Raw genomic sequence first — 21,613 nt, forward strand, 5'->3', positions numbered from 1 at the left:
CTCCGGCTCCGTCAGGTCAGCGCCTTCCGGTGTCTCTCAGCGCTCAGCGCTGCGGTACCTGTCGGCACGTTCGTGCGCGCCTCAGTGCCGTTCCAGCCGTACGCCCGGCATCACCTTGGCCAGCGGTGCCGGCAGCCACCAGGCCCGTCGGCCCAGGAGCTGCATCACCGCCGGCACGATCAGGCAGCGGATCACCAGCGCGTCCACGAAGATCGCCACCGCCATGCCGAAGCCCATCTGCTGGAGCATCCGCTCCGGGCTCAGCATGAACGAGCCGAACACCACGACCATGATGGCGCCGGCCGCGATGATGACCGACCCGGTGTGCCCGAGGCCCTCCCGGACCGCCACCGCCGGGTCCTTGGCGCGGTGCCACTCCTCCTGGATCCGGGACACGAGGAAGATCTCGTAGTCCATGGACAGACCGAAGACGATGGCGAAGATGACCACCGGCAGATACGCCTCGATCGGCCCAGGCTCGACGCCGAACATCCCGTGCTGGAACACCAGCGAGATCGCGCCCAGCGCGGCCCCGATGCTCAGCAGGTTCAGCAGCGCCGCCTTCAGCGGGATCAGGACCGAGCGGAACACCACCATCAGCAGCAGCAGCGACAGCCCGACCACGATCGCCATGAAGACCGGCATCCGGGCGGCGACCTTGTCGGAGTAGTCCTCGCTGGCGGCCGTGGCGCCGCCCACCAGATAGCGGGCGCCGGTCTCCTCGGCCACCCTCGGCAGCACGTCGTCGCGGAGCGTGCCGACCAGCTCGGAGGTGCCCTCGTCCTGCGGCGAGGTGGTGGGGAACGCCATCACCGTGGCCACGTTCGGATCGTCGGTGGGGATCGGGCCGGTCGCGGCCGCCACCCCGTCGGTGTCGTTCAGCGCCGCCGCGACCGCGGTGGCCGGTGCCTCGGCCCCGTCCTTGCCCTCCACGACCACGTACAGCGGGCCGTTGAAGCCTGGACCGAACCCCTTCGACAGCAGGTCGTACGCCTCACGGCTGGTCGAGCCCGCCTTGTCGTTGCCCGCGTCGGTGAACCCGAGCCGCAGGCTGAGCGCCGGGAAGGCCAGCGCGCCGAGCGCCACGACGGCCACCAGCAGCACCGCCAGCGGCCGGCGCTGCACCCCGGAGGCGAACCGGCGCCAGGCCGCGCCCTCCTCGGGACGGCTCGACGCGGCCCGCTTGGCGGCCCGGGCCCGGAACTGGCGGGCGAACCGGTCGCCGAAGACGCCCAGCAGCGCGGGCAGCAGGGTGAGCGAGGCGAGCAGCGTGACCAGGACGGTCAGCGCCACCGACAGGGCCATGCCCTGGAGCGAGCCGAGCCCGAGGGCGACCAGGCCGAGCAGGGCGAGGATGACCGTCGAACCGGCGAAGAACGCGGTCCGTCCGGCCGAGTCCAGCGCCTTGACGTTCGCCTCCTCCGGCGTGGCCCCGCGCACCAGCTCACTGCGGAACCGGGCGAAGATCAGCAGCGCGTAGTCGATCCCGACCCCCAGCCCGACCAGCATCATCACGTACGGCGTGTAGTCCGCGATGGTGACGAAGTGCGAGGCGACCACGATCACCGCGAGCGTCGAGCCGACCGCGAACAGCGCGGTGACGATGGGCAGTCCGGCGGCGATCAGGGTGCCGAACATGAACACCAGGATGACCAGCGCGAAGACCAGGCCGAGCATCTCGCCCCAGCCGCCCTCGCCGGTGGCCAGCTTGCGGGCCGCGCCGCCGCCCAACTCGGCCGTCAGACCCTGGCCCTCCACCTCCTTCACCGTGTCCAGGATCCGCTCGGTGTCCTCGCGGGGCATGTTCGGCGCGGTCACGTCGAGCACGGCGGTGGCGTAACCGATCGTGCCGTCCCGGGAGATCGCGGACTCGTCCTCGTACAGGCTGCGCACCTGGGTGACCTTGGGCAGCTTCGCGACCTCGGCCAGCATGGCGTCGACCCGCCCGCGGACGTCGGCGCCGCGCAGTCCGTCCTCGTCGTGCAGGACGATCTGGAGGCTGTCGCCCGTGGTGGTTTTGCTGCTGTGGTTGAGCAGGTCGGCGGCGGCCTGGGACTCGGTGCCGGGCAGCGAGTAGTTCTCGCGGTAGTCGTCGCCGCCCGACGCGGCCGCCCAGACGCCGACCAGCACGATGATCCACAGCGTCAGGGCCAGCCGGCGGCGCCGGTGCGAGAAGCGCGCCACCCGGGCGAACACCCCGGCGACGACGGGCGGTTGGGCACCGGACTCCGGGGCGCGGGAATCCTTCTCTGTCAGGGACATAGGGCTCACTTCCGTACGATCCGGTGCGCCTGGGCGCGCGGGGGACACAGGGGTGGACAAGGAGATGGACGAGGAGATGGACAAGGGGATGGATCGGTGCGGGTGTTGCGGTCAGAGGGCCGAGGGGCGGAAGCCGCCCCGGCGCACCAGCCGCCACAGCCACAGATGGGCCGCGAGCAGCAGCGGCAGTGCCGCCAGGGACAGCGGGACGATCAGCCGGAGCGCGGTGTCGCCGGCCGCGTGCTCGGTCAGTGGCAGCCGGGCCCCGGCCAGCACCGCGAGCGTGGCGCTCACCAGGGAGGTCAGCAGCAGCGAGTGCCGGCCGCCGCGCCCGCCCCGCCCGGTCAGCCGCTGGGCGCGCGCGAGCGGCGTCCCGGTCAGCCGCAGGGTCGCGAAGCCCAGCCCGTGGGCGAGGAAGAGCAGCAGCACGAACAGCGTGGTCAGCGCGCCGAGTCCGAGGGCGGTCGGCTCGGTCGCGGAGTCGTTCAGCAGCGAGGCGATCAGCCAGCCCCAGCCGCCCGCGGCGAGCCAACTGCCGCCGCAGACCAGCCAGTCGGCGGCCGGACCCATGCCGGCCGCCCGCCACCACAGGCCGGCGTCGCGGATCATCCAGCCCGCGATCAGCGGCACGAACACCACCAGCAGCCCGCTGAACACCTCACCCTCCAGCGTGGGGAAGGCGCCGATGAACAGCCCGGCCGCGGCCACCAGCCACACCTCGTGGACCAGGAACAGGGGCCAGATCGCGGACACCGTGCGGTGCCGTTCCTCCTCGGTGCGGCCCAGACAGGGCAGCAGCATGCCCAGCCCGAGATCGGCGCCGCCCAGGACGACGTATCCGACGAAGAAGAAGCCGAGCAGAGCCACGGCAAGGGTTTCCATGGACGACGTTCCCTCTCAGTACGCGACGGTCAGTGCGCGACGGCTCAGTACGCGACGGCCGCGGTGGGTTCGGTGGGTTCGGCGTGCTCCGGCTCCGGCACCTGCGGGCCCTGCCGTACGGCCCGCAGCAGCACCCACCAGTTGCCGACGATCAGCACCGCGAACAGCGGTACGAAGACGGCCAGGGACAGCCACATCCGGCCCGCCGTCACGTGCGACACGGCGTCCTCCGTGCGCAGCAGCCCGTAGACCACCCAGGGCTGCCGCCCGGCCTCCCGGAACACCCAGCCGGCGGTCATCGCCACGAACGGCAGCGGCACCAGCGTCATCAGCACCAGGTGCCAGCGGCGGGACCCCACGGCCCAGCGCCGCACCGACACCAGGACCAGCGAGACCAGCACGGCCAGGGTGAGGACCCCGAACACGATCAGCATCAGCAGCCCCGCGCCCCTGGTCAGCGCCTCCGGCGGCACATAGTTCCCCGGGCCGAACTCCCGCACCATCTCGGCCTGGAGCCGGGCCACTTCGGCCTTGTCCTCGTCGAAGACGGCGGCCTTGAGCGGATGCCACTCCTCGATCTCGCCGAACTGCATCCCGCCGAACGCCACCGTCAGCAGCAGCGCGGGCAGCGCCGTGAACACGCCGACCCGCAGCGAGCGGCGTAGCAGCCCGTCCTCGTCCGCGGTCCTCCTGCGCAGGTGGTAGGCGCTGACGCCGGCCATGAACACCGCGGCGGTCAGCAGCGCGCCGCCCAGGATGTGCCCGAGGGCCAGCAGGGCGTTGGGGTTGGTGAGCAGCGCCGAGGTGTCCGACAGCACGAGCCGGCCGTCCGGCCCCTGCGCGTGCCCCACCGGGCGGTTGAGGAAGCCGTTGGTGACGAGCACCCAGTACGCCGACAGATACGCGGTCAGGGTCACCACCCACAGCACGCCCAGGTGGACCCACTTGTCGAACCGGCCCCAGCCCAGCATCCACAGCGCCAGGAAGGTCGACTCGACGAAGAAGGCCAGGACGGTCTCCAGGGCCAGCGAGGACCCGAAGACGTCCCCGGCGTACCTGCCGAGTCCGCTCCAGGCCAGGCCGAACTGGAACTCCATCACGAGGCCCGTGACGATGCCCACGGCGTAGTTGATGACGTACAGCCGTCCCCAGAAGCGCACCATGCGCAGATGGACGGGCTGTCCGCCGCGCAGCGTGGCACGGGTCTGGAGCACGGCGAGCACGGTCGCGAGGCCGAGGGTCAGGGATACGAAGAGGAAGTGGCCGCCCGCGGTGAGGGCGAACTGCCAGCGGGCCAGTTCGACGGTCTGTGATTCCACGCCCCTACCGTCGGCCCCGGAGGGTGCCCCGCGCGTCGGCCCGGGGAGGACACCTGGGGTACTCCCGCAGTGGCGGTACGGCGGCCGGTTACACCCGGGGTGGCGGGTCGGCCCCAGGGCCCCGCACCCGCACCCGCACCCTCACCCCCCGACCGTGAACTCCCAGCACTCCCCGATCCCCGCCCGGCGCAGCCCCGCCCGGGCGGGACCCGTGTCGGCGGTCCGTGGCAGGAGGAGTCCCGCCAGATCGCCGCTGTGCGCCACCTGGAGGCCGAGGGCGTTGCACTCGCGGGCCACGGCGAGCAGCGCGTCGAGGCCGGGGACGGGCAGGCGGTGCTGGTTGATGAGGGTGCTCTGTGTGGCGACCGCCCCCAGCAGCGCCGCGTCCCCGGTGCGCAGTGCCTCGCGCAGGAGGGCCCGCAGTTCCTCGAAGCGGGCGCGCTCGGCGCGGTCGTAGCGGGGCGGCGGCAGGGCGAGGGTGTCCACGCCGGTGCTGCCGGGCCGGGTGCCGAAGCCCAGCACCCGCAGCGGCGGCAGCGGACGGCCGAAGTCCTCCACCACGGTGCCCTCGCGCTGGGCGAACAGCACCGTCGTCCCCTCGAACATCAACGCGTCCGAGGCGGTCTCGGCCCGCACCGCGAGCCGCGCCGCCTCCACCGCCGTCGGCGGCGCGCCGAGGGCGTCCCCGACGGCCCGTACGGCGGCCAGCACATCGCTGGTGGAGGACCCGAAGCCCCGGCCGAGCGGCACGTCCCCCGTCACCTCCAGGCGACCGCCCAACCCCGTGCCGTCCAGCGCCAGTTCGGCCGCCCGCCGGGCCTTGCGCCGCCAGGCCGGACGGACCGTCACCCCGCCTCCGCCGCCGTGCGGGGCCGGGGTGAAGACGGCCCGCGTCGTGAACAGCGGACAGGGCAGCGTGACCAGCGCCCGCACCGGCACACCCCCGGGCCCCTCGAACACGCCCTGCAACAGCTCGCCGTGGTGCACCGGGGCCGTACCGCGGCCGCGCACGACCGGGGGCCGTTCGCCGGTGCGCCCGTCCACTGCCGGGACCGTCGCCCGCCCGACCGCCATACAGCCCCCGTCCCCCTGTGCTCACCACGCGCCTGACCCGCTTACGACGCGCCTGACCTGCTTACGACGCGCCTGACCCGCTTACGATGCGCCGGTCGACGCCACTGCCCCGGTCGGTCTCGTACACCGGTTCGGATGGTGTCGGTGCCCCCTGCGACACTGGCCCGGCCGCGTCACCGTCGGCACCGCCCGCCGACCCGTCCGAACCAGGAGCACGGTATACGTGTCCATACCCCCGCCCCCCGGGCCCCAGCAGCCCCAGGACCCGTACGCGGCGCCCACGCCCCCGCAGGGCGCGTACCCGCAGGCCCCGTACGGGCCGCAGCCGTACGGTCCGCAGGGCCCGGGCCCCTACCCGCCGCCCCCGTACGGCGGTCCGCCCTACGCGACCTGGGGTCAGGGATACAGCCCCTTCACCCGGCCCTCGCCGGTCAACGGGGTGGCGATCGCGGCGCTGGTGCTGGGCGTCCTGTGCTTCCTGCCGGCCGTGGGACTGATCCTCGGGATCGTCGCGCTGGTGCAGATCAGGCGGCGCGGCGAACGCGGCAAGGGCATGGCGGTCACGGGCGCGGTCCTGTCCTCCGTGGGCCTCGCGCTGTGGGTGCTGCTGCTGGCCACGAACGCGGGGACCGACTTCTGGGAGGGTGTCAAGGAGGGTGCGGCCGAGTCCAGCTTCTCGCTGGACCGGGGCGACTGCTTCGACGTCCCGGGACCGGGCTTCGACGAGGACGTCTACGACGTAGACGAGGTGCCCTGCGCCGGTGAGCACGAGGGCGAGGTCTTCGCCGTCGTCCCGGTGACCGGCCGCGACTTCCCCGGCGACGACCGCGTCACGGCCCTCGCCGAGGACAAGTGCTGGACGCTCCGCAGCGCCTACGCGATGGACACCTGGGCGCTGGGCGAGGACGTCGACGTGTACTACCTGGTGCCCACCGCCGACAGCTGGGACTGGGGCGACCACGAGGTCACCTGCGTGTTCGCCAGTGTCGACGAGTCGGGCACCCTGACCGGCTCGCTGCGCTCCGACGCGTCCACCCTGAACGCCGATCAGGTCGCCTTCCTGAACGCGATGAACGCCGTCGACGCCGTCCTCGACCAGGAGCCGCAGGACTACCCGGAGGACGACCTCGCGGTCAACAAGGACTGGGCCGCCGACGTCCGGGACGCGTTCGGCGAGCAGGCCGCCGCACTGCGCGCCCACTCCTGGCCCGGCACCAGCGCCACGTCCGTCGAGGCACTGGCCGCCGAGATGGAGGACATCGGCGAGGACTGGGGGAAGGCGGCGACCGCCCGTGACGTCGACAGGTTCTACACGTACTACGACCGCGGCTACGAGTCCGTCGACGGCAAGACCACCGTCACCGCCCGCAAGGCTCTGGGCCTGGCCACCACCCCGCCGGTCTACGACGAGGAGAGCGGCGGCGACGGGGGCGGGGGCTCCGGCCGCCTCGATGTGTGATCCGGAGGAATGATCGCCTCCGGGAGCGGGGAGAAAGTGCCTGCGCAAAGCCTCCCGGGGCCGGTTGTCATCACATCGAGTGATTCTCTGGCCTTTGCTTGCACGGTTGAACCCACGGTTGCCAGGCTGTAGCTGTCTGTACAACCTGATGGGAGTGGCTTGTGACATTCGGTGAGCAGCCGGCCTACCTGCGTGTCGCGGGTGATCTCCGCAAGAAGATCGTCGACGGCTCGCTGCCCCCGCACACCCGTCTCCCCTCCCAGGCCAGAATCCGCGAGGAGTACGGCGTCTCGGACACCGTGGCGCTGGAGGCGCGCAAGGTGCTGATGGCGGAGGGGCTGGTGGAGGGCCGCTCCGGATCCGGCACCTATGTGCGCGAGCGGCCGGTGCCGCGCCGGATCTCCCGCTCCGGGTACCGGCCGGCCAGCGGCGCCACCCCGTTCCGTCAGGAGCAGGCCGAGGCGCAGGCGCGCGGGACCTGGGAGTCCAAGAGCGAGCAGACCGAGGCGAGCGTGGCCGTCGCCGAGCGGCTCGGCATCCAGCCGGGCGACCGCGTGATGTGCACCAAGTACGTCTTCCGGGAGGCAGGGGAGGCGATGATGCTCTCCACCTCCTGGGAGCCCCTCGCCGTCACCGGCCGCACCCCCGTGATGCTGCCCGAGGAGGGACCGGTCGGCGGCATGGGCGTGGTCGAGCGCATGCGCGCCATCGACGTCATCGTGGACAACGTCACCGAGGAGGTCGGCGCCCGCCCCGGCCTCGCCGAGGAGCTGCTCGCCCTCGGCGGTGTCCCCGGGCATGTGGTGCTGGTCGTCCAGCGCACCTACTTCGCCTCGGGCCGCCCGGTCGAGACGGCCGACGTGGTCGTCCCGGCCGACCGCTACCGGGTCGCGTACCACCTCCCGGTGCGGTGACCCGGCCCCGCGGTGGCGCCCGCCGGTGAGCGGCGCACACCCTCGGCGCGCCCCGGCCGGGGCCCGGTACGTCCCGGGACCCGGCGTGCGCCGTCGGAATCCGGTCGTTTCCGGCCGTTCCCGCAGGTCGTCCCGTTCGGGCCCGATACGCCGCCGACCGGATGCGTCGCGGTGCCCGCACGGCGCGTTCTCTCCCGTGCGCCCCCTGCGTCCTGGCTGGTTGCGTACCTCTTTGTGCAAAGGCGTGTTCGCTGCGTAAAGGTAAGGCGTACGCTCGGGCATATGCGGATTGCGGTTTCCTCAGACGGCGGAGCGCGGAGCGGGCCGCGGACGGGAAGCGGAGGAGCGCGATGAACGAGGGCGGCACCCTTTCACTGCCCTGGCTCGTCATACGGCAGGACGACAACGGCAATCGCTACCGCGTGGGCCGGTACGCCACCCGGGCCGAGGCCCAGAAGATCGCCGACAGCCTCGACGCCCGCGGCCACAAGCAGCTCTACTGGGTCGAACGGATCAACCAGACCCAGGCCCACAGTCAGTCTCACGGTCAGACCCACACCCAGGCGCCCGCGCAGAACGGCGACGGCACCCGCAACTGACGCCCCCGGCCGTCCCGTAGGCTCCGGCGCATGACGGAACGGATCGTGGTGGTCGGCGCCGCCCTGCTCGACGGCGGCCGGCTGCTCGCCGCGCGCCGCAGCGCTCCCCCCGACCTGGCCGGCCGCTGGGAGCTGCCCGGCGGCAAGGTCGAGCCCGGCGAGCGCCCCGAGGCCGCCCTGGTGCGTGAACTCCGCGAGGAACTCGGCGTCGACGCCGAACCGGTCGAGCGGATCCCGGGGGAGTGGCCGCTGCGCGACGCCTACGTCCTCCACGTCTGGACGGCCCGGCTGCGCCCCGGCTCCGCCGCCCCCGCGCCTCTCGAGGACCATGACGAGCTGCGCTGGCTCGCTCCGGCCGAGATCTGGGACGTCCCCTGGCTCGACCAGGACGTCCCCGCCGTCCGCGAGACCCTGACCCGCCTGACCGCCGGCCGCGCCCACTGACTCCGAGACTCGGGGACTCCGCGACTCGGCGACCCCGTGACTCCGCGACTCGGCGACCCCGTGACTCCGCGACTCGGCGACCCCGCGACTCGGGGACCCCGTGACCCCGCGACTCCGGGACTCCGTGTCTCCGCCGCCCCATGGACCCGGTGCGCACGCCGGGGAGTGCAAGCGGCGTACGCGCGCTGTTCGCGCCACCGCGCGCCCCTCGGCACGGTAATGCCCCAGGGATATCGGGTATGTGCCCATTAACCCCACGAAACCGGACATGGGTGAACTCGCTGGCCCGGGAAGTGATCGGCGTGAGCGACACCGAAGGCGACTGTGCCGAGTGGACGTTCCCCGCGGAGCCCGGAGCGGTGCGCGCCGCACGTGGCGCGGTCCGCCGCCAGTTGGACGGCTGGGACCTCGACGGTCTGGGCGATGTGGCGGAGCTGCTGGTCAGCGAGCTGGTCACCAACGCGCTGCGGCACGCCTCCGGACCGATCGGCGTCCGCCTGGTGCGCCCCGCGCGACTGGACCGTGTGCTGCTGGTCGAGGTCTCCGACCCGGTGCCCGACCCGCCCCTGGAACGCGCGGCGCGGCCCGAGGACGAGAGCGGCCGCGGGCTCCAGTTGGTGGCCTCCGCCTCCCGCCGCTGGGGCAGCCGCCCCGGCGACACCGGTAAAACGGTGTGGTTCGAACTGACCGTGCCCGGCTGAGCGGGCCGGGCCGCGGCCGCGCTGCGCACCGCGCTCCACGACCGGTCCCCGAAGGTGTGGTTCGACGTGGTGTCCGCTGGTTAGAAGACTGGAAGTGTTGTCGCGGAACGGGCCAAAAAACGCCTGGACCGTGCTGTGATCGTGAACACCGTGTCGCGGTGACGCGTAGTGCTGGATACTGCGGGCAGCCGCCGCCGGTGACCGGTGCCGGACGCGGTGAGCTGGAGGGGACGGTTCGCGTGAGCGAGATACCAGCGAAGGCCACGGAGTCCGAGGACCCGTCGGACGGCGCGAGGACGAGAGCCGCTGACGCGCTCCCCGACGACGGCGCCGCCGACGCCGCGCACGAGGGCCTCGCGGACGGCGGGACACCCGTCGAGTCGCCCGCCGAGACACCCGGCGACCCCATGTGGCAGAGCAGCCCGCCCGGCTCGATCTACGACTACATCAGAGTCGCGTCCTTCTCCATCGGCCCCGACGGACTGGTCGACCAGTGGAGCCTGCGCGCCGAGCAGATCTTCGGCATCCCGGCCGAACGGGCCCTCGGTATCGACCCCATCGACGCGTTCATCGACCCGGACCTGCGCGAACGCGGCCAGCGCAAGATGGCCGAGATCCTCGACGGCCGGGAGTGGACCGGAGTGGTCCCCTTCCGGATGCCGGACCCGGTGCCCGGCGGCGGCCGCGGCGAACAGGGCCTCGCCGAGGTCTACGTCATGCCGACCCGCAGCCTCGACGGCGAGAAGGCCGCCGTGTGCATCGTCGTCGACGTCCGCACCCTGCGCAGCATCGAGACCGACCTCGCCGCCTCGCAGGCCATTTTCGGCCAATCCCCGTTCGGCTTCCTGCTGATCGACCCCGACCTGCGGGTCCGCCGCGCCAACGAGCGGTTCGCCTCCCTCTTCGGCGGCACCCCCGACGACCACCGCGGCAAGGGCGTCCACGACTATCTGCCCCGCCCCGAGGCCGAGCGGGTCACCGCCACCCTGCGCCGGGTCCTCAAGACCGGCGACTCCATCACGGACATGCACGTCACCGGCTTCCTGCCGGGCTCCGAGGAGCGCCGGCACTGGTCGATCAACCTCTACCGGGTCAACAGCGGTTCCGGCAGTCCCATGGGGATCGCCTGGCTGGGCACCGACATCACGGCCCGCCGCGCCGCCGCCCGCGAGGCCGCCGCCGCCCGGCGCAATCTCGCCCTTCTGAACGAGGCGGGGGCCCGGATAGGGAACTCCCTCGACCTGGAGACCACCGCGCGCGAACTCCTCGACGTGGTCGTGCCCGGCTTCTGCGACCTGGCCACCGTCGACCTCTACCAGGGCCTGCTGACCGGCGACGAGACCCCGCCCGGCCTCGCCGACGGCAGCGCCGAACTGCGCCGGGTCGCCTTCTCCTCGGCCGTCTCCGACGCCCCGTTCGCCGGTGCGGGCCCCTCCGTGGCGGTCGGCGCCGTCCACCACTTCCCGTTCAACTCGCCCTGCGCGGACGCCCTGCGCACCGCCCGCCCGAAGGCCGTCCCCGGCGAGGAGGGCGGCCTGGTGCAGTCCACCCTCGCCGTCCCGATGGTCGCCCACGACACCGTCGTCGGCCTCGCCCAGTTCTCCCGCACCAAGGGCAGCGAGCCGTTCGGCGACCGGGACCGGGACCTCGCCGTCGAGCTGGCCGCCCGCGCCGCCGTCTGTATCGACAACGCCCGCCTCTACCGGCGCGAGCACGAGCGGGCGTTGATGCTCCAGCGGTCCCTGCTGCCGCCCGGCGACCCGGTCGCCTCCGGCCTCGACATCGCCTGCCGCTATCTGCCCGGGAACGCCTCCACGGGCCGCCCCAGCGAGGTCGGCGGCGACTGGTTCGACGTCATCGAACTGCCCGGCCACCGCACCGCGCTGGTCGTCGGCGACGTGATGGGCCGCGGACTGCGCGCCGCCGTCGCCATGGGCGAACTGCGCACCGCCGTCCGCACCTTGGCCCTGCTCGACCTCGAACCGGCCGAGGTGCTCTCCGCGTTGGACGAGATCGCCCGCGGCCTCGGCACCCCCGGCGGCGTCCAGCAGGCCACCCGCGCCGCCCGCCGCCCCCGCGAGGCCGACCTCTCCGAGGTGTACCTCGCGACCTGCGTCTACGCCGTCTACGACGCCGTCACCCGCCGCTGCACCTTCGCCAACGCCGGCCATCTCCCGCCGGTCCTGGTCGAACCCGGCGAGCCCGCGCTGATGCTCGACGTGCCGCCCGGCATGCCGCTCGGCGTCGGCGGGGAGCCCTTCGAGGAGGTGGAGGTCGACCTGCCCGAGGGCGCGCTGCTGGCGCTCTACACCGACGGCCTGGTCGAGTCCCGCGACCATCCGCTGGACGAGGGCCTCCAGGCGTTCGTGGGCGCGCTGGCCGACCCCTCCAGCCCGCTGGAGGACGTCTGCGACCACGTTCTCAACACCCTCGACACCCACCACGGCGAGGACGACATCGCGCTGCTGATGGCACGTGTACAGGGCCTGCCCACCGAGTCCGTCGGCGACTGGACGCTGCCGCGCGAGCCGCGCAGTGTCGGCCGGGCCCGCGAGTACGCGCGCGGCCAACTGCTGTCCTGGGATCTCGAACCCCTGGTGGACACCACGGAACTGCTGGTCAGCGAACTGGTCACCAACGCGCTGCGGTACGGCGAGGGCGAGATCAGACTGCGGCTGCTGCTGGACCGCACGCTGGTGTGCGAGGTCTGGGACGCGGGCCTGGTCCAGCCGCGCCGGCGCCGGGCGCGCGACACCGACGAGGGCGGCCGCGGCCTCCAGCTCGTCGGCCTGCTCAGCGCGGCCTGGGGCTCCCGCCGCACCCCGCGCGGCAAGACGGTCTGGTTCGAACTCCCGCTGCCGGACGGGCAGTCGGGCCTGATGGACCCGGCGGAGGCCCTGCTGAGCCTGTTCTGAGGGGCGGGCTCGCCACCGTGTGACGGAGAGTCAGAAGCCTGACGGCGGGCCGCTCTCGGGATCGGCGGCGGGCACCACCCCGCCGAGCACGGCCCCGCCCGTCCCGGCCGCGCTCTCCGGCCCCGCGTCCGGACCCGTGTAGGGCGTGCCGTGCGCCAGCACGTCCCGCTCGGCCAGGTCCAGCGCCTCCAGGGCGAGCGCGTCGGCGGCCGCCCGGTCCGCCGGATCGCCGTCCGCGAGCAGCCGCCGCGCCTCCGCGAGCCGGGTGCGGGCGGTCGCGCCCACCACACCCCGGTGCGTGGCCACCCGGTCCTCGGCGGCGTCGGCCGAGGCCCGCGCCACCAGCAGCGCGGCGGCACCGAGCACCCCGCCCCGCTCCGGGACGGCCGCCCCGACCGCCCGCACGATCCGCCGCAGCACGGCCACCGGATCGTACGGCCGCCGCGCGGTGATCTCCTGGCGTACGGAGGCCAGGACGGCGTCGGCGTTCAGCAGCCGGGAGCGCAGCTCGCCCTCGGGCGGGCCGCCGTCCGCTGGTGCCTGCCGGCGCACCCGGGCCAGCTCCGCCTGCGCGCCGGTGAGCGCGGCCGGCACGGTCTCCTCGGCCGCCCGCAGCTCGCCCGCCCGCCGCTCGACGCCGTCCACGAACACGGCCGCCTGGGTCACGGCCCCCTCGGCGGACCGCAGTTGGCGCGCCGCGCGATCCATGTCCCCCGCGTCGGCCGACTGGCGGGCCCGGTTGAGCCGGGTGGTGCTGAACAGCAGCCGGTCCTTGGCCTGTTCGAGGTTGCCGACGACCGTCGCGGTCGCGGTGGGCGCGTACCGCTCGCGCAGTCCCGCGAGAACGGCGTCCGCGGCCAGGGCCCGCCCGGCCAGCTCCCGGAACCGCTCCTCGGCCACCGCCAGCGCCGCCTCCAGGCCCTCGCTCTCCGTCAGTCGCCTGAGCCGGGCGAAGTCCTCCGCCTCGGCGTCCAGCCGGCGTTCCGCCTCCGCGCACCGCCCGACGATCCCGGCGAGCGCGTGCCGGCGGGCCGCCTCCTCCGCCGGTTCCCCGTGGTCGTAGCGCTGTCGCATCCGGGCCGCGACGGCCCACTCGTGCCCCGCCTGCGCCAGTGCGGCGGCGAAGGGGGCCACGGCCTCCGTGCCGTACCGGGCCTCGGCGAAGCCGAGTTCCGCGCGCGCGGCCCGCAGCCGGTCGTCCGCCAGGACCAGCGCCTCGCGGGCCTCCTCGTCGGGGCCGGCCGGCGGCGGATCCGAGGCCGGGGGCGGCGGGGTGGCCGCCGAGCCGGGGGTGGTCCGGTCACGGGTGCGCCGGACCCGGCGTATGTACCCGTACCCGGCGAGCAGACCCGCGGCGCCGACCGCGGCGACCGGCAGCACCAGATCGGTGCCCGACGCCTCGTCCGCGGGCGCGGCGGCGGCGCTCGCGGTGGGTCCGGGCTCCTTGATCGCAACCGGTGCCTCGTTCTGCGACGTCATTCCCGGCAGCACCAGCCACACCAGCCCGGCCGCGGCGCCCAGCACGGCGTGCGCCACCCGCACGGATATGTGGGAGGGGACGCGCGGCGGCCGGCCTCGGGACAGGGATGACGTCACATTTCGGAGCGTATGGCCGCGATTGCGGGCACGCGAGCGGGGCGCACCCGAGCCGGGGGCGGTGGGGCACGGGACCACGGGAGGGGAAAACGGGATGACGACGGACGAGGCGACGACCGGAGAGACCACGGACACGGGCGAGACCCCGCCGGAGCCGCCCGGCGGCCCCCGCCCCCGACCCCGCCGCCGACTCCGCCACTGGCGCCGCTGGACCCTCGGAGCCGTGCTGCTGCTCCTGGCACCCGTCGTCGCCTCCCAGATCGCCCTCGGGGTGAACAACCTGGGCGACCCCGCCGAGGGCACCCACACCCGGGGCAAGGACGCGCTCTGGCTGGGCCACGCCTGGGTCGACGGCCGCAAGACCGACGCCGACGTCAGAAGCCTCGCGAAGCGGCTGAGCGACACCGGCATCCACGATCTGTACGTGCACGCCGGGCCGCTGGAGCACGACGGCACCCTGCCCGCCTCGGTGCACCCCAAGGCGGCCTGGTTCGTCGACGCCATCCACCGCGAGGCCCCCGGCATCCGCGTGCAGGCGTGGCTGGGTGACGTCCTCGCCTCGGAGAGCCCGCACGGCATGCGGCTGGAGAAGCCCGGGACCCGGGCCGCCGTCGTCCGCTCCGCGCGCCAGATCCTCGACACCGGCTTCGAGGGCACCCACTTCGACCTGGAGCCCCTGCACTCCGGCGACCGCGACTACCTCACCCTCCTGGACTCCCTGCGCGACCTCACCCGCTCCCGGGGCGCCCAGCTCTCCGTCGCCGCCCACCAGATCGACCCGGTCCCCGGCTTCCACTCCTTCTGGGGCGCCACCACAGGACACCCCAAGTGGTGGTCCCAGTGGTTCTTCGGCCAGGTAGCCCGCCGCGTCGACCAGATCGCCGTGATGTCGTACGACACCATGCAGCCCCTGGAGAGCACCTACGGCGGCTATGTCGCCCAGCAGACCTCCCTCGCCCTGGAGGTCACCCCGCCCTCCACGGACCTCCTCATGGGCCTCCCCTTCTACCAGGAGAACCGCTTCGGCCACTGGGCCCACGCGGAAACCGTCGCCGCCGCGGTCCGAGGCGTCCGCCTCGGCCTCTCCCGCACCGACGCCGACCGCGAGAACTTCGGCGTCGCGGCCTACGTCGACTTCGCGGCCTCGGAGACGGACTGGGCGTCGTACGAAAACGGCTGGGTCCGGTGACGACGGATCCGGAAGACTCGGCCGGATGACCACCCCACCGTCCCCGCGCCGCCATCTGACCACCGCCGACCTCGCGCCGCTGGCCCGCGCGGCGGCCGGCGGGCACCGCACCCTGTCGGCCGCCGCGCGCCTCACCGGCGGGACCAGCAAGGGCGTCTACCGGCTCGTCCACGACGACGGCTCCACCGCGATCGCCTACGTCTGGTCCCCGCAGGAGGACTACTGGGCCCGGCCCGACACCACCGACCGCCCCGAACCGGCAGCAGGGCTCGCCCTGTTCCGGTCCGCGCACCGCCGGCTGACCGCGCTCGGCGTGCGGGTGCCGCGCATCCTGTTCCTCGACGCGGACGGAACGCACCTGCCGGCCTGCGCGGCGGTCGTCGAGGACGTCGCGGGCCCCACCCTGGAGACCGCCCTGCGCGACGACCCGGACCGGGCGCGCCCCGCCCTGGAACGGCTGGCCCGGATGCTCGAAGCGATGCGCGCCCGCACCGCCCCCGGACACGGCGGGGTCACCTCCGTCGAGGAGGGCGGCCCCGCGCCCGACGGCGTCGCCTGCGCGCGGGCCGTCGCCGACCGGGCCCTGGCCGACATCGACGAGGTGGCCGCGCGCGACCCCCGGGCCCGGCGGGCCCGCGCCCGGCTGCGGGACCGGATCCGGGAACTGCACGGCGCCGTCCGCCCCCGCCCCGCCTCCTCGCTGGTCCACGGCGAACTCGGCCCGGACCACGTCCTGCTGGCCGCGGACGGCGAACCGGTCCTCATCGACATCGAGGACCTGGGCTACTGCGACGCGGAACGCGAACACGCCTTCCTGGAGCTGCGCTTCGGCCCCTGGTACGACGTCCTGCGCGCCCCCGGCCTCGACCCGGACCGGCTCGCCCTCCACCGCCTCGCCCTGCACCTCTCCCTGGTCGCGGGCCCGCTGCGGCTGCTGGACGGCGACTTCCCCGACCCCGCCCCGATGCGGGAGATCGCCGAGTTCAATCTGCTCCGGGCACTGGACCTGGCGGGGGGCGCGGGGGCCGGGCCGCGGGGGTAGCCGTCCCGTCGCCCATTCGCCACGCGGGCTTCTCCCACAGGGGTGCCGGTGTTGGTTGTGCGGGGGAGGAGGGGGTCCTAGCGTCCTCATCTCCTCTCCCTGTGAAGGTCTTCCACTGATGCGATCGCTACTCACCAGCAAGGCCGTCCGGCGGGCGCTGCGCCCGGTGGCCGAACTCGTCGACCAGCGCGTCGAGCGGCAGGTCCGGCGCGTGGTCGGGAACACCGGCGGGGCCGTCCCGTCGGACGTGGCGCGGGAACTGAAGACCCTGCGCAACCGGCAGCGGCCGCTGGAGCTGTTCTTCGACGGCACCGGGCGCGGCGCCTCCCGGCTCCCGTCCGCACCCCATCTCGACCGGACGATCGCCGAACTCGCCGAGGTGACCGGGAAGCCGGAGGCCGCCGAGGGCACCGTCGCGCAGGCGTTCCGGCTGCTGGTCGCGATGGAGGCGCTCGGGGTCGGCCGGATCGCCGGCGGCACCATGAACATCGTCGGCAAGCTCGCCGCCGTCCCGCTGCTGGACCCGCCGAACGACGACCTGCTGGAGATCGGCACGCTGTACGGGATGTTCGGCGCGTCCCTGATCCGGATGATGGAGAAGGCCGGACGCGACCCCGGCTGACCATCGTCGACCCGCTCGCCGGAACGCAGTTGCAGCCCGGCACCACCATGGGCGCCGACGCCTCCGGCACCCCGGTGCGGGAGGCCGCCGTGCGCACCAACCTGAGCCTGGTGGGACCGGCCGGCGCCGCCACCCGGATCCGGCAGGGCTTCTCCGAGGACCCCGCGGTGCGCGCCCAGGTCTCCGACCGCTCCTACGGTGTGGTCGTGGTCGACGGCGACCACTCGGCCGCCGGGGTGGCGGCCGACCTGGAGTGGGCGGAGACCCTCGTCGCGCCCGGCGGGATCGTCGTCCTGGACGACTTCGGGCACCCCAAGTGGCCGGGGATCAAGGAGGCGTTCGACAAGCACATGGCGGCCGGCACCACCCGGTTCACCTTCCTGGGGCAGGTGGCGCACTCGGGCTATCTCCGGGCCCGGGCGCAGGACTGAGCGCCCGCCTCAGCCGCGCCGCAGGATCTTGTTCCCCAGCCAGACCAGCGGGTCGTACTTGCGGTCGACCGCCCGCTCCTTCAGCGGGATCAGCGCGTTGTCCGTGATCCTGATGCCCTCGGGGCACACCTCCGTACAGCACTTGGTGATGTTGCAGTAGCCCAGCCCGTGTTCGTCCTGGGCCGTGCGCTTGCGGTCCAGGCCGGACTCCTCGGCCGCGTCCAGCGGATGCATGTCCAGCTCCGCCACCCGCATCAGGAACCGCGGCCCGGCGAACGCCGGTTTGTTCTCCTCGTGGTCGCGCACCACATGGCAGGTGTCCTGGCACAGGAAGCACTCGATGCACTTGCGGAACTCCTGCGGCCGGTCCACGTCCTCCTGGAACATCCGGTACTCGCCCGGACCCAGCTCGGGAGGCGGCACGAACGCCGGGACCTCCCGCGCCTTGCGGTAGTTGAAGTTCACGTCGGTCACCAGATCGCGGATCACCGGGAACGCCCGCAGCGGGGTCACCGTGATCGTCTCGTCCCGGGTGAACACCGACATCCGGGTCATGCACAGCAGCCGGGGCCGCCCGTTGATCTCCGCCGAGCACGAACCGCACTTGCCCGCCTTGCAGTTCCAGCGGACGGCGAGATCGGGCGCCTGGGTGGCCTGGAGCCGGTGGATGATGTCCAGGACCACCTCCCCGTCATTGACCTCGACCGCGTAGTCCTCCAGCTCTCCGCCCTCGACGTCGCCCCGCCACACCCTGAACCGTGCCTCGTAGCCGCTCATCGGTACAGCTCCTCCTCGGCGAGGTACTTGACCAGCTCCTCCTTCTCGAAGAGGGCGAGCAGATCGGCGCGGATGGGGTCGGTGTTCTCCCGGACGAGGTCGATCGCGGCCCCGTCGCCCGGCGGTTCGGCCAGCCGGCACAGCAGATTGACGTTGCGCCAGGCCCGCTCCATCGCCGGATGGTCCTCGCGGGTGTGACCGCCCCGCGACTCGGTGCGCTCCAGCGCCGCCCGGGCCACGCACTCGCTGACCAGCAGCATGTTCCGCAGGTCGAGGGCGAGATGCCAGCCCGGATTGAACTGCCGGTGCCCCTCCACGCCGGCCCGGGCGGCCCTGGCCCGCAACTGAGCGAGCCGTTCCAGGGCCTGTTCCATCTCGCCCTGCCGGCGGATGATGCCGACCAGGTCGTTCATGGCCTGCTGGAGCTCCTGGTGCAGGGTGTACGGGTTCTCCTCCGGACCGGCGGCGAAGGGCCGCAGCGCCTCCGTCGCCGCCGCATCGATCTCCGCCTCGTCCACGGGCGGCCGCGCGTCCGTGGCCTCGGCGTACCGCGCCGCGTGCAGTCCCGCCCGGCGGCCGAACACCAGCAGGTCGGAGAGGGAGTTGCCGCCCAGCCGGTTCGAGCCGTGCATCCCGCCGGCCACCTCACCGGCCGCGAACAGCCCCGGCACGCCCCGCGCCGCCGCGGTGTCGGAGTCGACGGAGATCCCGCCCATCACGTAGTGACAGGTCGGCCCGACCTCCATCGCCTCCGCCGTGATGTCGACATCGGCCAGCTCCTTGAACTGGTGGTACATCGAGGGCAGCCGCCGCTTGATGACCTCGGCGGGCATCCGCGTCGACACGTCCAGGAAGACCCCGCCGTGCGGGGAGCCCCGCCCCGCCTTGACCTCGGCGTTGATCGCCCGGGCCACCTCGTCGCGGGGGAGCAGCTCGGGCGGACGCCGGTTGTGCTCCGGGTCCTCGTACCAGCGGTCGCCCTCCTCCTCCGACTCGGCGTACTTCTCCTTGAAGACGTCCGGGACGTAGTCGAACATGAACCGTTCGCCCTCGGAGTTCCTGAGGACCCCGCCGTCACCGCGCACGGACTCGGTGACGAGGATGCCCTTCACCGACGGCGGCCAGACCATGCCCGTCGGATGGAACTGGACGAACTCCATGTTCACCAGCGGCGCCCCGGCGAGCAGGGCCAGCGCGTGCCCGTCGCCCGTGTACTCCCACGAGTTCGACGTCACCTTGAACGACTTGCCGATGCCGCCGGTCGCGACGACCACGGCGGGCGCCTCCAGGACGAAGAACCGGCCGGTCTCCCGCTCGTAGGCGAAGACGCCCGAGACCCGCGGGCCGTCCTTGAGGATCCGGGTGACCGTGCACTCCTGGAACACCTTCAGCCGGGACTCGTAGTCGCCGGTCTCACGGTGGTCCTCCTGCTGGAGCGCGACGATCTTCTGCTGGAGGGTGCGGATCAGCTCCAGGCCGGTGCGGTCGCCGACGTGCGCGAGCCGCGGGTACTCGTGGCCGCCGAAGTTGCGCTGGGAGATCCGGCCGTCCTTCGTACGGTCGAACAGGGCGCCCCAGGTCTCCAGTTCCCACACCCGGTCCGGGGCCTCCTGGGCGTGCAGCTCGGCCATCCGCCACTGGTTGAGGAACTTGCCGCCGCGCATGGTGTCGCGGAAGTGGACCTGCCAGGTGTCGTGCTCGTTGGCGTTGGCCATCGCGGCCGCGATCCCGCCCTCGGCCATCACGGTGTGCGCCTTGCCGAACAGGGACTTGCAGATCACGGCCGTACGGGCGCCCCTCTCGCGCGCCTCGATCGCGGCGCGCAGCCCGGCACCCCCCGCGCCGACCACGACGACGTCCCACTCCTGGCGGTCGACCACGGACATCAGCACGCCCCACTCATCAGAAGAACCTCGGATCGTCGAAGACACCGGACGCGAGCAGGTACACGTAGAAGTCGGCGAGCGCCACGCTCAGCAGGGACGCCCAGGCCAGTTGCATGTGGCGGGCGTTGAGCCGGCCGACGAACTGCCAGGCGCGGTAGCGCACCGGATGCCGGGAGAAGTGCCGGAGCTTGCCGCCGACGATGTGCCGGCAGGAGTGGCAGGAGATCGTGTACGCCCAGATCAGCACGATGTTGACCAGGAAGATCAGGGTGCCCAGGCCCATATGGCCCCAGGCGTAGTGCTCGTCGCGGAAGGTGAGCGCGGTGTCGTAGGTCAGGATCCCCGCGACGGCGAGCGCGGCGTAGAAGAAGTACCGGTGGATGTTCTGGAGGATCAGCGGGAAGCGGGTCTCACCGGTGTACTTCGCGTGCGGCTCGGCGACCGCGCAGGCGGGGGGCGAGGCCCAGAAGCCCCGGTAGTACGCCTTGCGGTAGTAGTAGCAGGTCAGCCGGAAACCGAGCGGGAAGATCAGGATGATGATCGCGGGCGAGATGCCCCACCAGCCGCCGAAGATCTCGGCGTTGGGGCCGCCCCGCATGGGCACGCAGTTGTCCGCCAGACAGGGCGAGTAGAACGGCGAGACATAGGGCGCGGCGTAGTAGTCGGCGTTGGCGAAGGCCCGCCAGGTGGAGTACACGACGAACGCCAGCAGACCGGCGGCGGTGACGGCGGGCGCCAGCCACCAGCGGTCGGTGCGCAGATGGGGGGCGGCGATCGCGGCGCGCCCGGCGCCGCGTACGCCGCCTCGTGGATGAGGGTCGGTCGAGGGTTCCGTACCAGTGGCCAACGCAGGACTCCGGTCGGTGGGCGGTGCGGGTCGGGTGGCGTGCGGGTCGGGGACGGGCGTACCGGCGCGGGACGGGACCGCTCAGGGGGCGTGCCGGTCCCGGGCGCCGAGTCCCTCGTCGTCGGTGTCGATCCAGAGGGAGTCGTCGTACGGGGTGTCGGGGATGGTGACCAGCTCGGGCTTGCGCGGCGCGGCGGGCTGGGCCGCGGCGTCGCGCAGCAGCGCCACGCTCTCCCGCAGATGGGCGGCGTCGGTGCGGACCCGCCGCATCTCCAGACCGCCGCTGCCGAGCTGCTGCTCCAGTCGGCCGACGGACCGGGAGAGGTCGTCGAGACAGCGCTGGACGGTACTCAGGTCGTCGTGCACGGACATGACGTGACCTCGCTTCCGTGGGCGGTGCCCTGGACGGCAACGTTCATGCGCCTGCGAGTGTTGCGCGTCACACCTGTCGCTGTGAAGGCGTGTGCAGCGATTGGCGGGTGCTTTGGCGGGTCCTGTGCTCCGCACGGGTGGCCTTGCGCCCGTCCCCCGCCGTGTCGCGCCCGGCAGGCGAACCCTTTCCTCTTCAGTGGGCCGTAGATCTGATCAAATCCAAAATACCGCCAAACGTGATCAGAACGCACCCAATCGCGCCCGTGTCACCGGCGGCAGCGG

The 21,613-nt window shown here is 73.2% G+C and carries 19 protein-coding genes; 10 read left to right on the forward strand and 9 right to left on the reverse strand.

The features are described from left to right. Nucleotides 1–81 precede the first annotated feature (81 nt). The 4 genes from AFM16_RS25240 to AFM16_RS25255 form a co-directional block, all read right to left on the reverse strand. A complete protein-coding gene (locus tag AFM16_RS25240; protein WP_078634709.1) occupies nucleotides 82–2,262 on the reverse strand; it encodes an MMPL family transporter in 2,181 nt (726 codons plus the stop codon). A 111-nt stretch (nucleotides 2,263–2,373) separates the two neighbouring features. Then, nucleotides 2,374–3,144 carry a cytochrome d ubiquinol oxidase subunit II gene (locus AFM16_RS25245; RefSeq protein ID WP_078634710.1) on the reverse strand — a complete coding sequence of 257 codons (771 nt, stop codon included), beginning with the start codon at nucleotides 3,142–3,144 and terminating at the stop codon, nucleotides 2,374–2,376. A gap of 44 nt (nucleotides 3,145–3,188) precedes the next feature. Next, a complete protein-coding gene (locus AFM16_RS25250) occupies nucleotides 3,189–4,463 on the reverse strand; it encodes a cytochrome ubiquinol oxidase subunit I (protein ID WP_078634711.1) in 1,275 nt (424 codons plus the stop codon). A gap of 141 nt (nucleotides 4,464–4,604) precedes the next feature. Beyond that, nucleotides 4,605–5,507 (reverse strand): GHMP family kinase ATP-binding protein, encoded by a 903-nt coding sequence (locus AFM16_RS25255; protein WP_245177797.1) that lies wholly within the window; start codon nucleotides 5,505–5,507, stop codon nucleotides 4,605–4,607. A gap of 253 nt (nucleotides 5,508–5,760) precedes the next feature. Here AFM16_RS25255 and AFM16_RS25260 point away from each other — a divergent pair, with 253 nt between their 5' ends. From AFM16_RS25260 to AFM16_RS25285, 6 genes are all read left to right on the forward strand, one after another. Next, nucleotides 5,761–6,996 carry a DUF4190 domain-containing protein gene (locus AFM16_RS25260; protein WP_078634713.1) on the forward strand — a complete coding sequence of 412 codons (1,236 nt, stop codon included), beginning with the start codon at nucleotides 5,761–5,763 and terminating at the stop codon, nucleotides 6,994–6,996. 161 nt (nucleotides 6,997–7,157) lie between these two features. Beyond that, nucleotides 7,158–7,910 (forward strand): GntR family transcriptional regulator, encoded by a 753-nt coding sequence (locus tag AFM16_RS25265; RefSeq protein WP_030783807.1) that lies wholly within the window; start codon nucleotides 7,158–7,160, stop codon nucleotides 7,908–7,910. A gap of 350 nt (nucleotides 7,911–8,260) precedes the next feature. Then, nucleotides 8,261–8,509, forward strand: a complete 249-nt coding sequence (locus AFM16_RS25270; protein WP_037874923.1) for an SPOR domain-containing protein — start codon at nucleotides 8,261–8,263, stop codon at nucleotides 8,507–8,509. Between the two features lie 30 nt (nucleotides 8,510–8,539). Continuing rightward, the gene (locus AFM16_RS25275; RefSeq protein ID WP_078634714.1) at nucleotides 8,540–8,953 is read left to right on the forward strand and encodes a (deoxy)nucleoside triphosphate pyrophosphohydrolase; all 414 of its coding nucleotides are present in this window, start codon (nucleotides 8,540–8,542) and stop codon (nucleotides 8,951–8,953) included. Between the two features lie 272 nt (nucleotides 8,954–9,225). Beyond that, a complete protein-coding gene (locus tag AFM16_RS25280) occupies nucleotides 9,226–9,654 on the forward strand; it encodes an ATP-binding protein (protein ID WP_030783813.1) in 429 nt (142 codons plus the stop codon). Nucleotides 9,655–9,893: 239 nt separating this feature from the next. Then, nucleotides 9,894–12,569: a SpoIIE family protein phosphatase gene (locus AFM16_RS25285; protein ID WP_030783816.1), complete on the forward strand. Its 2,676-nt coding sequence runs from the start codon at nucleotides 9,894–9,896 to the stop codon at nucleotides 12,567–12,569. 30 nt (nucleotides 12,570–12,599) lie between these two features. Here AFM16_RS25285 and AFM16_RS25290 read toward each other — a convergent pair whose 3' ends face one another. Beyond that, nucleotides 12,600–14,165 (reverse strand): hypothetical protein, encoded by a 1,566-nt coding sequence (locus AFM16_RS25290; RefSeq protein WP_078634715.1) that lies wholly within the window; start codon nucleotides 14,163–14,165, stop codon nucleotides 12,600–12,602. 94 nt (nucleotides 14,166–14,259) lie between these two features. Between AFM16_RS25290 and AFM16_RS25295 the strand changes: the two genes are divergently transcribed. The 4 genes from AFM16_RS25295 (at nucleotide 14,260) to AFM16_RS40180 (ending at nucleotide 17,449) form a co-directional block, all read left to right on the forward strand. Next, complete coding sequence (locus AFM16_RS25295) at nucleotides 14,260–15,354, forward strand: glycoside hydrolase family 18 protein (RefSeq protein WP_245177798.1); 1,095 nt, start codon at nucleotides 14,260–14,262, stop codon at nucleotides 15,352–15,354. A 25-nt stretch (nucleotides 15,355–15,379) separates the two neighbouring features. Continuing rightward, nucleotides 15,380–16,396 carry a phosphotransferase family protein gene (locus AFM16_RS25300; protein ID WP_179123310.1) on the forward strand — a complete coding sequence of 339 codons (1,017 nt, stop codon included), beginning with the start codon at nucleotides 15,380–15,382 and terminating at the stop codon, nucleotides 16,394–16,396. Nucleotides 16,397–16,514: 118 nt separating this feature from the next. Beyond that, nucleotides 16,515–17,018, forward strand: coding sequence for a hypothetical protein (locus AFM16_RS40175; protein ID WP_245177799.1), 504 nt, complete (start codon nucleotides 16,515–16,517; stop codon nucleotides 17,016–17,018). 29 nt (nucleotides 17,019–17,047) lie between these two features. After that, a complete protein-coding gene (locus AFM16_RS40180; RefSeq protein WP_245177800.1) occupies nucleotides 17,048–17,449 on the forward strand; it encodes a class I SAM-dependent methyltransferase in 402 nt (133 codons plus the stop codon). A gap of 9 nt (nucleotides 17,450–17,458) precedes the next feature. Here AFM16_RS40180 and AFM16_RS25310 read toward each other — a convergent pair whose 3' ends face one another. The 4 genes from AFM16_RS25310 to AFM16_RS25325 form a co-directional block, all read right to left on the reverse strand. Then, the gene (locus AFM16_RS25310; protein ID WP_030783832.1) at nucleotides 17,459–18,226 is read right to left on the reverse strand and encodes a succinate dehydrogenase/fumarate reductase iron-sulfur subunit; all 768 of its coding nucleotides are present in this window, start codon (nucleotides 18,224–18,226) and stop codon (nucleotides 17,459–17,461) included. Continuing rightward, nucleotides 18,223–20,112, reverse strand: coding sequence for a fumarate reductase/succinate dehydrogenase flavoprotein subunit (locus tag AFM16_RS25315; protein WP_078637088.1), 1,890 nt, complete (start codon nucleotides 20,110–20,112; stop codon nucleotides 18,223–18,225). Before AFM16_RS25315 ends, AFM16_RS25310 begins: the two co-directional genes overlap by 4 nt. Nucleotides 20,113–20,128: 16 nt before the next feature. Continuing rightward, nucleotides 20,129–20,959, reverse strand: coding sequence for a succinate dehydrogenase subunit SdhC (gene sdhC / locus AFM16_RS25320; RefSeq protein ID WP_030783838.1), 831 nt, complete (start codon nucleotides 20,957–20,959; stop codon nucleotides 20,129–20,131). Between the two features lie 81 nt (nucleotides 20,960–21,040). Beyond that, entirely contained in the window at nucleotides 21,041–21,331 is a 291-nt protein-coding gene (locus tag AFM16_RS25325; protein WP_030783841.1) for an Rv0250c family protein, read from the reverse strand. Nucleotides 21,332–21,613 lie beyond the last annotated feature (282 nt).

Origin of the sequence: Streptomyces antibioticus (assembly GCF_002019855.1) — a bacterium.
GTDB lineage: Bacteria > Actinomycetota > Actinomycetes > Streptomycetales > Streptomycetaceae > Streptomyces > Streptomyces antibioticus_B.

Excerpts from the sequence above, each read along its gene's own strand:
- AFM16_RS40175 (WP_245177799.1), top strand. The coding sequence starts at position 16,515 with ATGCGATCGCTACTCACCAGCAAGGCCGTCCGGCGGGCGCTGCGCCCG.
- AFM16_RS25245 (WP_078634710.1), bottom strand. The coding sequence starts at position 3,144 with ATGGAAACCCTTGCCGTGGCTCTGCTCGGCTTCTTCTTCGTCGGATAC.
- AFM16_RS25240 (WP_078634709.1), bottom strand. The coding sequence starts at position 2,262 with ATGTCCCTGACAGAGAAGGATTCCCGCGCCCCGGAGTCCGGTGCCCAA.
- AFM16_RS25310 (WP_030783832.1), bottom strand. The coding sequence starts at position 18,226 with ATGAGCGGCTACGAGGCACGGTTCAGGGTGTGGCGGGGCGACGTCGAG.
- AFM16_RS25315 (WP_078637088.1), bottom strand. The coding sequence starts at position 20,112 with ATGTCCGTGGTCGACCGCCAGGAGTGGGACGTCGTCGTGGTCGGCGCG.
- AFM16_RS25300 (WP_179123310.1), top strand. The coding sequence starts at position 15,380 with ATGACCACCCCACCGTCCCCGCGCCGCCATCTGACCACCGCCGACCTC.
- AFM16_RS25270 (WP_037874923.1), top strand. The coding sequence starts at position 8,261 with ATGAACGAGGGCGGCACCCTTTCACTGCCCTGGCTCGTCATACGGCAG.
- AFM16_RS25295 (WP_245177798.1), top strand. The coding sequence starts at position 14,260 with ATGACGACGGACGAGGCGACGACCGGAGAGACCACGGACACGGGCGAG.
- AFM16_RS25325 (WP_030783841.1), bottom strand. The coding sequence starts at position 21,331 with ATGTCCGTGCACGACGACCTGAGTACCGTCCAGCGCTGTCTCGACGAC.
- AFM16_RS25275 (WP_078634714.1), top strand. The coding sequence starts at position 8,540 with ATGACGGAACGGATCGTGGTGGTCGGCGCCGCCCTGCTCGACGGCGGC.